Raw genomic sequence first — 12,744 nt, 5'->3', positions numbered from 1 at the left:
AGAAGACTCACACTTCTGAAGTGCGCAATCGTGATTGGACTGCCACATTGCAGCAATTCGCTAAGGATGGAAGTGGGTTAAAGGCACGCAGTCTTGTTTCGAGAAAGCAGCCGTTAGGTATTTCCCCAGTGCCTATGGCGGGTGTTGATTACATACAGGCCGTTGGCGAATCTAGATGCCACCGGCAGCTACGGCCGAGCTGCTGTCGGTGGGCCGCGAAGCCTGAGCGTCCGTTGTCAGTCTGAAGCTGGCGTATCCACCATGTGCTAAGTTCAACCAATTGGAGTTTAGTTAGGTTGCATATGAGAGGCCGATTCCAACCTGTACACGGAATCGAGCTGGACTTTGAAATCTTCGCTATCCAACCTCTGAATGCAATTAGCCGGCCTTTCCTAAAGGAGCAACTTGATGGCTCACAATAGATATTAGATCGACAACACAGCAGGGATGAGAAAACTAGAATCCTTTCGGCCTAATTAAAATATATCGGCGAAGGAACCTTTGGGTAAACCCGGTAAACGTGGTTAAACAGCAGTTCTGTAATGCCTTTGATCTCATCTTCCTCGTAGCTGTCTACCGGAAGGCCTGTTCTGTCATCGTAGAGATAATCATAGATACGCTGCCGCACCGCATCGCGGGTGCTCTCTTTTTCGCGCCAGTTGTCGATGTTGAGCTTCTCTTTTTTCAGGGTATCGAGCAGATCGACCGCCACCTTTTTGATGCGGTCGATCTCTTTTCTGGATAGCGTGGGTTTTTTCAGCATATCGAAAAACACCAGCGTCTCGTCGCTGAGATTTTCACTCATGGCGCGAGATTCTTCCTCTGTCAGTTCATTGTGAAACTTCAGTAGGGCTTCAAAGGTACGTTCGATAGTGACTCGATCCTTTTCGCTGTTGTAGCCGTCCACGATCTCTTCAAAGTGCTTCTGGAAATCGGTACGCAGCGGGTTTTGCTGCATCAGTTGGGCCAAGCGTGCTGCCAAGGCATCGCGCAGGTTGACCACTGTGGTCTTCTTGTTGGCAATGCGGGCGAACTCCTGGCGCAGGCGCTCAAAGTCGATCTGGCTGATGTCGTACACCTTGCTTTCACCCACCTCTGATCTCGTTACTTCGACAGAGTTATCCACCAGCTTGTGCAGTTCCATCATGATCTGGCTGATGTCCGCGCTCTCCCTGTCCTTCTGCAAGGCCTTGTAGATGATGTTGATCACATCGCGGTCGATACGGAAGTCGTTGATCTGCGGGCGGATGTTGATGCAGGCCTTGAACTTCTTGAATACCTCCCGCGCCATCACCTCGAACTGCTTGCGGGTCTGGTCGTCTTCATTGATCGCCTCTTTGGCTTGCATGATGGCGGCATTGCGACCAAAGCCCTCGGCCCCAGTAATTGTGCTTGTTGAAAAGCCGCGATCCGACAAGAAGGTCTTTACCATCATGATCGCCTCGCCCAACTCAGCCAGCAGCTCTTCTTTGGGGCGTGTCGGGTCTTGCGGGTTATCTCCCCCTAGGCGTCCATCGTCTCCTGCCCCTGCGAAATCGGCCAGTGCCTTGCGCAGGTTTTTCAGGATGCCGCAGTAGTCAACGATCAGACCATTGTTCTTGCCCTCAGCCACGCGGTTGGCGCGTGCGATCGCCTGCATCAGGGTGTGGGCCTTGAGCGGCTTGTCCAGATACAAGGTCGAAAGCGTCGGCACATCAAAGCCGGTGAGCCACATGGCGCAGACGATGGCGACACGGAAGGGGTGATCCTCTTTCTTGAAGGCTTCTTCGAGATCGATACGCTTGCCGTCTTCGCCCTTGAAGCCATCCTTCAACAGCTTGCGGTGCGGTGTGATGTCCAGATGCCATCTTTCGAACCTCGCCACCTCGCCCTGCTCTTCACTCACCACCACTGCGATTTTGGTCTCATCCATCCAGCGCACCTGGCGCTCGCGGAAAATCATCTCCTGCTCGTCCACACGCTCTGTGCGCAGGCGCTTGTCCAGTTGCAGTTGCTTCTCGCGCCACTTCACCATAATCAGGTCATGCATGCGCACACAGGTGAGCTTGTCGATACAGACCATCATCGCCTTGCCGCTCTCCCATCCCGTCACATAATGCTCGACAAAATCGGCAGCGATCTGCTCTAGGCGGCTGGTGGAGGTGATGATGTGGTAATCGCGCTTTAGCTCACGTTCCAGCCGCTGCTGCACATCCACATCTTGAATATCAAACTCTTCGATCTTTTCGGCGATCTTCTCATTCAGCCCCTTTGGGTCGGCCACCGAATACTCTTCACCCTCATAGCTAAAATGCAGTTTCTCGCCACGGGCATCGTAGTACAAAGGCACGGTGGCCTTATCCTCTACCGCCCGCTGGAAATCATAGGTGGAGACGTATTCCCCGAACACCTTGCGGGTGATCTCGTCGTCTTTCAGCAAAGGCGTGCCGGTAAAGCCCATGTAGCTGGCATTGGGCAGGGCATTGCGCATGTTGAGTGACAGATCGCCGTACTGAGTGCGGTGGGCCTCGTCAGTGATAACGATGATGTCGTCACGCTCCGAACCGGTCATATCCTTATCATTGAATTTCTGGATCAGCGAAAAGACAAAGGCTTTGTGCTGGCCCAGCAACTCATCCAGATGTCTGCCGCTGGCTGCGCGGCAAGGATCGCGGTCGTTATCCACCAGCCCGACCCCGGCAAATGTCTTGTAGATTTGCGTATCCAGATCTTCACGGTCGGTGAGCACCAGAAAGGTGAAGTTACCGCCCAGCTTGCGATGCACCTTCTTGGCGAAGAAGGCGATGGAATATGATTTGCCCGAGCCCTGGGTATGCCAGAACACCCCCAGCTTGCCTTCCAGGTTTTCACGATTTTTCACCGCCTCGATGGCGCGGTTCACGCCGAGGTACTGGTGATTGCGGGCGACGATTTTGATCAGCCTGCCGCTTGAGTCATCGAAGATTGTGTAGTTCTCAAATAAGTCGAGCAGATTGGCCTTGCTGCACACCCCCTTGAGCAGCGTCTCCATATCCACCACGCCAGGCTCATCCTCTTCGAGCCGTTTCCAGTCGTTGAAGTGTTCATATCTGGACGAGAGCGAACCGAGCTTGGCCTCCACGCCGTTGCCGAGAATGACAAAGGCGTTGTGGTGGAACAGATGGGGCACGGTGTCTTTGTAGTCGCAGAAATTCTGCTCAAAGGCTGCCTTCACATCCTTGTGCAGGTTTTTCACCTCCATGAACAGCAGCGGGATGCCATTCACAAAACCCACCAGATCGGCACGGCGGCGGTAGATGTCGCCCTTCACCCACAGCTCGCGCACGATCAGAAAATGGTTGTTGTCCGGCTTGTCGAAATCGAAGATGCGCAGCGTCTTGCGCTGGCGTTCGCCATTGTCGTCGCGGTAGCTCGCCAGAACCCCGCTCTTGTAGAGTTTGTCCTTCTCCTGATTAATGGAGAGTAGTGACAGAGCCAGATTCACATCCATGATCTGGCGCATCGCGTCGCGATATGCTTCTGTAGGCAAGCCGGGGTTCAGACGCATCAACGCCTCACCCAGGTAGCGGCCCAACACAAGCTCCTTCTCGCTCTCGCGCCCGAGCGTGCCCTCCTTGCCCAGCGTCTCATCCATGGCGTAGACGGAATCATTCCAGTGCAAATTGCGGAGTAGATAGTCCGCAGTGGTTTGCTGCACCAGGGCGTCTTCCGTCATGGTGTTCATACAGCCAGCTCTCCATTCAACAGGCGTGGGAGGAGGATGTCGCGGGCTTGGGCGAGCTGCTTATTCTGAAAGGATAGAACCTTTAGCTGTTTAACAATTGTTGCAATTTGCTCTTGAAAAACTTCCAGCAGAGAACCGCTCGGAACTAAAAAGTATTGTTGAGATAAGAACGTCCAATCAGCGCGTGGCATCTTCGAACCCTCTTTCACTGTCTGGGATGCCAAAGCAACAAATTGATCGCTTGAAATTAACATCAAAAGATAAGCGTAATGCTTAGCCTGATGTGGTCTGATAACAATTGCATCGGAAGAGGTAATGCCACTCGTAAGCGCAAAACCAACTTTGTGAAAATAGGGCCTGATTTTCCCAAAAATGATGTCGCCTTCCTGATACGAATATTTCCCGCTAGTCACTTTCTCAGCAGTTTCCCACTCAGACAGGGTAATAGAACGCCTCGGAATATGTTCCAAGCCAATGTAAGGTGTACCTTCTTCAACTTCAGATGGATCAATGCTCACCTTGACTTGATAACACAGTTCATCGAGATTCTTCCTTTCCCATCCCTCCGGCACACCATCAATAATTTTGACATGCTCATGACCTGGGAAGCGCATCTGCACGAACCACTCCTTGTAAAGCAAACGAGCGGACTCTTCCATCAACTGAATGCGGCGGCGGTTGTTTTCGATTAGGTCGTCGTAGTATTCAAGTATCTCAGCAATTCTTTCCTGCACATCTGTTGGTGGCAGCCGAAACTTAAATAGTGTCAAAGTCCTTGCATTTGCATTCCCTTGCGCGGCACCACCCTTAACGCTATTCACGTACTGTTTGTAGTGGCTCGACTCTATTAGTCTCCCAACAAATCCTGGAACACACTTCGCCAAGTCTAGCTTTAACCTGACTAAGTAGGATGCAAAAACGGCATTTTCTTGTTCACGAATTAGTTTTGCATATCCTGTCGTATTGCCTGTTCTTGCAATTACTATGTCACCTACATTTAGTTTGTATTTTTTGTAACTACTTTCATCAATTTGGCAATACGGAACACTTCGCCAATCGATCGCATCTGGAACAATATCTGTAATTCGTAAAAACTTGGGGCCAACTGCATCTTCCGTTGCTGAAGCAGTGTATCCATATTGAGTAGAGCAAACCTCATCTAATGTAACCACTTCCCAACTCATACCCCCAACTCCCGAAAGTTCTGGGCAATCTTCTCCGCCAACGCCACCGCCTCTTCATTCAGGCCTTGCAGCTCGACATGGATATCGCGCAGGGTCTCTTCGAAGTCGAAGTCATCATCCTCTTCTTCCGGGGCGACACCGACGTAGCGACCAGGAGTGAGGCTCCAGTCGTTGGCCTTGATTTCCTTGATGTCCACCAACTTGACCAGCCCTTCCACATCCACCAGCTCGGCATCGGGGAAGCGGCTTAACAGCCAGTGAGCCTGTTTATAGAAGTAGCGCAGCTGCTTGAGCTGTTCCACTGCCTCGACGCGGGTGGCCTCGGCCTGTTTTTTCAGGCTGTCGCGGCCGGAGCTGATGTGTTTGCTGTCCCAGCTTTCATCGTCTTTAGCGGCGAGTTCTTTTTCCGCAGCATCAATCAGGCGGCCGGCAAGCTTGCAGGTGAGGTCCAGTTGTTTGATCAGGTCGCGAGCGGTCTCGGCCGATTGCTCAACCATGCCGCCTTGCTCGATCAGTTTGTTGAGCTGTTCAGCGTTGTCGAAGCCCCCCTTTTCCCACTTGGCAACAGCCTTGTCGATGGCCTTGTCGAAGGCAATGCTGTCTTCACTGAGCGTAGATAGGACGGCGCTGAACTCCTTCAGATGTGCCCGCTGCTCGTCGCCCTGTTTTTCATAGAACGGGGTGATGGCCTGCTCGATCTCTTGCAGCACCCCGATGCAATCGTCCATGGGGCGGACTTCGAGCGTCTCGCCGTCTTGCTCCACATCCATGACGTAGGCATACCAAGCGTGGTCTAGGCAATTCTGGATGTGGCTTTGCACCAGTTCGATAAACCGCTCGCGTTCACCACGGTAGAGCCAGACGATACTGGTGAGGTTGGCCAGTTGCTCGGGGCTGAAATCGTAAATTTTGCGCGTAACCTTGCGGTAGACCTGGCGGGCGTCGAGCATCAGCACCTTGTCTTTATGTGCCTTGGGTTTGTCCTTGTTGAGGAACCATAACTGGCACGGCACGGTGCGGGTGTAGAAGAAGTTGGAACGGATGTCCACCATCGCATCCACGTGGCCGGTCTCGACCAATGCCTGGCGCACCGCCGCCTCGCCGCCCCCGGCGCTTGAGGCCTGGGAGGACATAACGAATCCGGCGCGGCCTTTTTCATTCAGGTAGCTGTAGAAGTAGGAAATCCACAGGTAGTTGCCGTTGGAGACCTTGCCACCTTTATTGACTCCGGGTAGGCCGAAGGGCAGCCGGCGGTCGGTTTTGATCTTGCCGGCGTCTACCTCGTCGATGTTGAACGGCGGATTGGCCATGACGAAATCGACATTGCTCCACAAACCATCGTGCGGATCGTCGTAATAAGTCAGTACGCCACCTGCGATGTTGCCTTCCAGACCGTGAACGCGAAGATTCATCTTGGCCAGACGGGTGGTAGTTTTGTTTTTTTCGTGGCCGTAGAAAGTGAGCTCGGTGCCGGGGTTCTTGTGCTGGTGTTCTACAAAGTGCGCGCTCTGCACAAACATGCCCCCGGAGCCGCAAGCGGGGTCGAGCACCTTGCCGTGGCTGGGCTCGATAATGTTGACAATCAACTGTACCAGAGAGACAGGTGTGAAAAACTCTCCGCCATCATGCGCACCCACATCGGCGAATTGAGTGAGGAAGTATTCATAGATGCGACCAAAGATGTCGCCGTCTGCCTTCTTCAGTTCATCAGGGTTGAGGGTGCGCAACAATTGGCCCAGTACGTCATTGGGAATATTGCGATACTCCTCCTTGGGCAGCTGACCAGTAAGGCCTGTATAGTCTTTCTCGATCGACTCCATCGCAGTGATGATTGCCTCGGCGCGGTCGTCGGCATCGCTGAGGGTTACCAGATGGTCGAACTGGGCGGCGGCGTTAAGGAAGATCGCGCCCTTCTGGGAAAAATCTTCCTTGGTCAAGTCGCGGGTTTTACCGCCACGGCTAGGCAAGGTTTTGACGATCTCATCCTTAACGCCTAGATAGCGGCTGTAGGCGTGGCGCAGAAAGATCAGGCCCATCACGGGCATGAAGTATTCGTTGCTGGCCAGTTCCGAGTTGGAGCGCAAAGTGTCAGCGGCTTTCCACAGGCGTTTTTCGATAGCTTCGATGTGCTGGAGTTGGGACATTTTTTGTTTTTTCTGTTTGAGTGCTACTGCGAAGTTCTTATACCTATTGAAGGCAAGGCAGACATTGCCGAAGACTATCATCAGTCATCCCCAGCGCCTATATGCCTAAATCGGGATAATGCATCAAGTCTTCAATGCGAAAAGAACGACCCAGTAGTTAGCACGGCTTATATACCGATTCCTAACTAAGATTGACAGCAAGGGCTCAGGCTAATCGAATCTCGTAACACCAAGTTCGCCCAACCCCTGCACTTGTCTCTTTTGAGTAAGATGTAGAGAAGGGGAATATGATGCTAGCCGGCTCGGCCTTTAGCTCTGATATAAAAAAAATAGCGAACCCAAGAGCTTGCGGCTTTGTGGCGAGTGGGCTAAGGTAAATATTGCCGACCGAATTCCGAGCACGAAGATGCTGCAGTTTATCGGACAGTTCCGTTGCTACCACAAACGGATCATTTGCTGGAGCAAAAAACACCCGATCTTCCATATCGGGGTTGTCCGCTAGAGGGGTCTTATCAAGCCGCAGGATACTTTCTTGGTACATATCAGCGCTCAAGGAAGGTAAGCTTCGCAGTTGAAAAAGTTTTGCGCCATCTTTCTCATTTACGACTCTAGAAATAAGCTGGTCATCGTATCCAACACCTACGATTAATATGTCGTCTGCAATGTCATCATTATGAGTGCCCTCAAATCCGGAAACTTGGCGCACCATGCACACGTCTTGTGAGAAATCGGTATCTTCCTTGCGCCCATACTGCTCCGGCTCTGTATAAATCATGTCGAATGATGTTATGCCTGCTGTCTGTAGGTACTGGACAAGGAAAAGAATGTGCGGTCGCATAAAGCCAGTGATGTCTATGCAGATTGCCTTCCCTCTGAGGGCATCTATACCGATACGTTCTTTTATTAGTCCTATGATTACGTCTGCCTCATTGCCTCCCGTAAAGGAAATCACTTCTGGCTGCTTTGGCAATTCATCATTTGTGTAACCGTATTCTGGTAGCACTACCCAAAATTTCCTGCCTGCCACTATTTGCTCAAATACTTGCTGCACTCGTTCCGCGCCGTTGTATGCGGATATAAAGATGTCCCACGAGCGGCTAGCGGGCTTAGCGAAAGTTAATATGCACTTCCGATTTAATAGATACCGAAGATTCATTACTTTCTTCAACTTAGAATAGTTTGTTTTGAAAGCTACTGGCGCCAATACTCCCCTTAATGTACGGCTCCTCCATTCCCTTTAGCCGTTCGGCCAAGAGTGTATTCAGTTGAGGGCGGCATACCGGATCAAATAATGCATTAAAAAGATTCTCCTGAAGCTCGATTGCACCACGCCTGTGCTCAGACACTTCCCAACGAGCTACCAGCATTGGACTAAGTTGGAATTTATCGTCAATTGAGTTGCTGTCATTACGGCTGACCCCACCATCTCGAACACGGACAAGGTAAGACCAGTTTTCCGCATGCGCTAGAACGTCCCGAGCCATCTCGGATCCAACTTTTGGATTTACTGAAAACGTTGCCAAATCACACTCTGCTGGCTTGAGGCTATAGCGGACACCCCGAAACAGCTTTGCCAATGACTCAATTGCCGCCCTAACCTCTGATCCGTGCCTATCCGGCTGCGCATCATCCCAGAACCACGCTGCTGCATCGCGAATACCTTCCCCTTGAGAGGAAATTGAAATTTTCCCAGCCTCCGAAAACGGACGCTCACCTGCAAAGTGTGAACGACGAAATATTTGTTTAAGTATCCCAAGAAGATTTCGAGGGACACCTTGTGAGAGGTGTATTAATGTATCGAGACCCGCGTATACGACGTGCTGCTTATTACAGTCTTGATAAATTTGAGCCAGCAGATCCGACTTGAAATGATCCAAGGAGTCAAAATATTTTGGGGCCGCTTCTTTCCCATTTTCAAGAAAGTTTCTTGCCTGCTCTGCAATCGCAGTCGCCGATGCGACCAAATTTGATGTGTTACGCCATTCTTTATACAAGAGATACAGGTTTACTTTTTCAAGCAATGGATCGTTTGGCAGTTGAAGCAGTTGGATAATGTTGTCGGCAATTGTTTGAATCGGTGCCTCTGCACCCCGATCTTCTAGGCTGCAAATAATTTCTTTCAATTTTTTGAAATACGGCCGCAGCTCACCTTTTTCATCGTACTTCTTTACTAGTGCGAGTGTTGGAACTCTGTAGTTATTTTTGGAATCGAGTTCCTCAAACTGATTCCTAAGCCAATTTGAAGCATCTCCTCCGGCGGGAGCAAAATGAAATTGTTGGAGCCGTTTTAGAATTAAGGCCTCCGCCAGCCCTTTGTAGCCTTTTACGTGCTCGCGGAGCCACGCGTCAAGCTCCACTTTCTCATATTCGGAATTTTGCTTAATCTCCTCCCCAGCACCAAGTGTCTTCTTCGTGTGAAGACCGTACAACCGTGCACCAATCTTAATTGAAACAGGACCTTCTCGATATCGAATGAGCGAGTTTAGAAACTTCTGCTGAGTAACGGTGAAGTTCTCTATTTCATCGATCATGAAAACGAACAGCACATCCTTAAAAATATCTGTGCACGAATTAAGCAGCACTGGAAGCTTGTAAACCAAGGCTCCTGGAGAGATACAGATATCAATATCCCTCAAACTCTGATGAATAGCGCAGTTCGCAACAATGTGGTCAACGTGCCGGCGAAGCTCGGCCAGATAATCGATAAGCGCCGCTATCGTTTCAATTGACGATGGCAAATCGGAAGTAAATAGGCTTCTTGCCCCTGCAACTAGCTTTCTTTGATCTATGGTATCAGCGCGTTCAGTCAGACAATCTTGAACATGTTTCAAGAGATGTGTCGCTAACCATAGCTCAAAGTAGTAGCTAAAGACGGCGGCCCAAGCATCATCACTTTGCCCCTTTCCATCAAATCGACCTACATTCAAACCGTCGGCTCGCACATATATGCCAATGTGCTTTTCTTGTTGTGCCGCACTCAGTAAACTTCCATTGAAGCGCAACTTCTGAACTGCGGACGAAAAATACCTCATGAGGTGCGTTTTGCCGCTCCCCTTGCCTCCCAACAACAGCATAGGCATCATCAGCCTAGGCTTAAACAGATCTTCAAGCCCCCCTGGCCCAGCCAAATCAACCCAGAATTGCTGAATTTGCTCATCCGAAAAGTCACTCGCCTTTGTCAGATCGAAGGGGTTGCCACTTATGCGTGTGGTATTCATACACTTTCTCCGTATATCTTCGGATAGCGTTTAAACACGGGTTTCCATGGTATGGCAGCGCGGCCGTTTAGACTGTCGTTCCAAATAATCCCAACTGTGTTATCCGGAGTGTTATGGTGAAATCCCATAAGCATCTGACTATCTTTATAGCCAGATGCATAATCTGGATTTAATAGCATCCCATAGTGCTTCACTAGCTGCACGGCTAAATCACGATCGATATCCTTTGGAAGGATCTTCAAATACCTAGATGCGTCTGACAGGCATCGATAACTGGAATCTAGTTCGTAAACTGCGCCACAGTTCTCACCAAATAACGAGCCCTGCTCAACCTTTTGCAGTCCTATCTTCGTTGCAAATAGGCTGTAATACGAAACTTTTGCCGTGGGGTTAAGCCTCATCAACTCCGTTAGGATCTCATCAGAATAGTCGATTGCGGTATCCCCTGAGCCACAGATGTCATCCAAGAACACATAGCGTCGCACTTCGGGACTCCGTAGCCGTCTCGTGCGGCCTCTTACTAAGTCAGCGATTATTTTGAACGTCTTCTTTGGCCACGAAGCCGATCGATCCGAAGATCTGGTGAATATTTGTACAGAATCTATAAATAGCTTCTTCGATAACCCATTCTCTTGGCGAAAGTAATACAGCAAATGGACACCGCTTTCGGATGGATTGCCAACTCCAATGAACCTTGTGTGCTTCAATTCATCGCGAACTGCCAACTCTATTTCGCTTTCAGTCGCAGTTGGCGAAAGCCTAGAACGCACTTCTTGAATTATTGGATACAGGTATAAATCCCGGTACATCGATTTAAGCAAAACGCGAATTTCTCTCCCGCCAAAATACATAAATTGAGATAGCCAAAATACCGCATGTAACCGCTCAGCGTCTTTGTCCGTCACCTTCCCTGTAAAATTTTCGAGCCACTCCTCTATAGAGGGCCATGTCAGTCGACCCTCCCATACTTTTTCATTAAGTATGAGTATGCGTTTCTTCAAATTCTCAAACGACTCTGACATAAACTAGTGCCTATCGACCCTTTTGCGTTGCTTTGCTGCCTTTTTCTCGAACAGAAGCACCCACTCCCGGGTAATCACGCTAGCCGTCTTATTTCGCTTTGTCATAAGACCGCGCGATTTAATCTCATCAATTAACTTGAGCTTCAGAGATAGCCCATATTTTTCACATATAAGAGCTAGATATTCAGACGATTTGAACGGAAGCCCGCAGACTTCATTGTTTCCAATCACTAGAACCAAATGTCCACCAGGCCTAAGTACACGTGTCATTTCTTTAATCGCCGCATCCATTTCGATAATATACGTAGCGACAATCACGCTTCTGAGCGGGTTTACTTTGAAGATCCTTTTAATTATCCGATCCGCCACATCAAGGCCGGTCTGTGGACACTCCCTATGGGACGAAGTCGGAAAATGTTCACGGCCAATGGATGCATTTTCAAGCGGCTTCAATCCGTCTTTGTTTGCCAAACCCAGCCAACCAAGACTAAGACTGGAGGCTCGTATATACTTTTGAGCCCCTGCGTATGGTGGAGATGTAATGATTAAGTCGACACTTTTGTCGCCAAGCGCTTCGGGAGACAGGTCAAAGTTTGCAGTCGGTGCCCTCAAAGACCTCGCATTATCACCCACATAGAACGCACTATCGAATCCATTCACCATCTGCAAAAGATTCTGCATTCGCCGCAAGTTATTGGAAACCTGGCTATAAAACCCTTTCCAGACGTCCGGAAAACCATCAGGGGCATGTGTAGTAGAAGTCTTAATGCGGACTGGTACTGACAAGCGAGGATCAGCAAGACTGACTTTTCGACAAACTGAGGAAAAAGAAACGCGCAAAAAGTTCTTTATCGCGCAATCAGTTTCGACTTCGATGGCATCTTTAATGCGGCACAAACTTTTTATAACTTCAGGTTCGTACCAGTATTCGAGATTAACAACAGAAGGGGCGGAACCCGTCGGTATGCGAGCATTACTATATCGCCGTTCAACTCGGTCGGCAGCTTGGATAATTGCCTCAGTTTGTACACAACGAGTTTTGACACCTGCAATCAAGCGAGCTAAAGGGTTTGCATCAGCATAATACGCTTTCCGGCCTGCCAATATTGCCTCTAGTGCAACGGTCCCTGATCCTCCGAAGGGATCCAGCACGATATCTCCCTCCTTGGAGAGGCTCTGCGCTGAAAGAAAGAAATGAGCAATCTGCGGGAGCAGCTTCGCAGGGTAAGAGTGAATGTAGTGTGTGGCTCGCTCACCCATCTTGACCCACGGAACAAGATCTCTAAACGAAACGTTTTGCGCTCTTCCCGTCCGTTCGTAGCGAGAAATCATATCTGCAAGCGTTTGCGTCGTATGCTCCGGATATGGGTTGAATCCTGTAGCACCTACGGATTTTTCGTCGCTATTGGATTGTTCCGCTTCGTTATGGGCGCGGAAATTCGCCTCATCCAGATTCACAATGCCCCTTCCCTT

At 50.0% G+C, this 12,744-nt stretch carries 7 protein-coding genes; all 7 read right to left on the bottom strand.

Annotated features, from left to right (window positions below):
• Positions 1 to 472: 472 nt before the first annotated feature.
• The 7 genes from ACYCZ5_RS01960 to ACYCZ5_RS01930 all read right to left on the bottom strand — a co-directional run bounded on the left by ACYCZ5_RS01960 (position 473) and on the right by ACYCZ5_RS01930 (position 12,729).
• Entirely contained in the window at positions 473 to 3,703 is a 3,231-nt protein-coding gene (locus ACYCZ5_RS01960) for a type I restriction endonuclease subunit R (RefSeq protein WP_461543083.1), read from the bottom strand.
• Positions 3,700 to 4,887, bottom strand: a complete 1,188-nt coding sequence (locus ACYCZ5_RS01955; protein WP_461543082.1) for a restriction endonuclease subunit S — start codon at positions 4,885 to 4,887, stop codon at positions 3,700 to 3,702. The genes ACYCZ5_RS01960 and ACYCZ5_RS01955 overlap by 4 nt, the downstream gene beginning before the upstream one ends.
• Entirely contained in the window at positions 4,884 to 7,112 is a 2,229-nt protein-coding gene (locus ACYCZ5_RS01950) for a class I SAM-dependent DNA methyltransferase (RefSeq protein ID WP_461543081.1), read from the bottom strand. The genes ACYCZ5_RS01955 and ACYCZ5_RS01950 overlap by 4 nt, the downstream gene beginning before the upstream one ends.
• Positions 7,113 to 7,236: 124 nt before the next feature.
• Complete coding sequence (locus ACYCZ5_RS01945; protein ID WP_461543080.1) at positions 7,237 to 8,082, bottom strand: hypothetical protein; 846 nt, start codon at positions 8,080 to 8,082, stop codon at positions 7,237 to 7,239.
• A 118-nt stretch (positions 8,083 to 8,200) separates the two neighbouring features.
• The gene (locus ACYCZ5_RS01940) at positions 8,201 to 10,249 is read right to left on the bottom strand and encodes an ORC-CDC6 family AAA ATPase (protein WP_461543079.1); all 2,049 of its coding nucleotides are present in this window, start codon (positions 10,247 to 10,249) and stop codon (positions 8,201 to 8,203) included.
• The gene (locus ACYCZ5_RS01935; protein ID WP_461543078.1) at positions 10,246 to 11,271 is read right to left on the bottom strand and encodes a phosphoribosyltransferase-like protein; all 1,026 of its coding nucleotides are present in this window, start codon (positions 11,269 to 11,271) and stop codon (positions 10,246 to 10,248) included. The genes ACYCZ5_RS01940 and ACYCZ5_RS01935 overlap by 4 nt, the downstream gene beginning before the upstream one ends.
• Positions 11,272 to 11,274: 3 nt before the next feature.
• Entirely contained in the window at positions 11,275 to 12,729 is a 1,455-nt protein-coding gene (locus ACYCZ5_RS01930) for a DNA methyltransferase (protein WP_461543077.1), read from the bottom strand.
• Between the last annotated feature and the right edge of the window lie 15 nt (positions 12,730 to 12,744).

The organism is Sideroxydans sp. (assembly GCF_054604835.1).
Note: the sequence above shows the minus strand (reverse complement) of the source record. Positions and strands in the feature narration are given on the sequence as shown.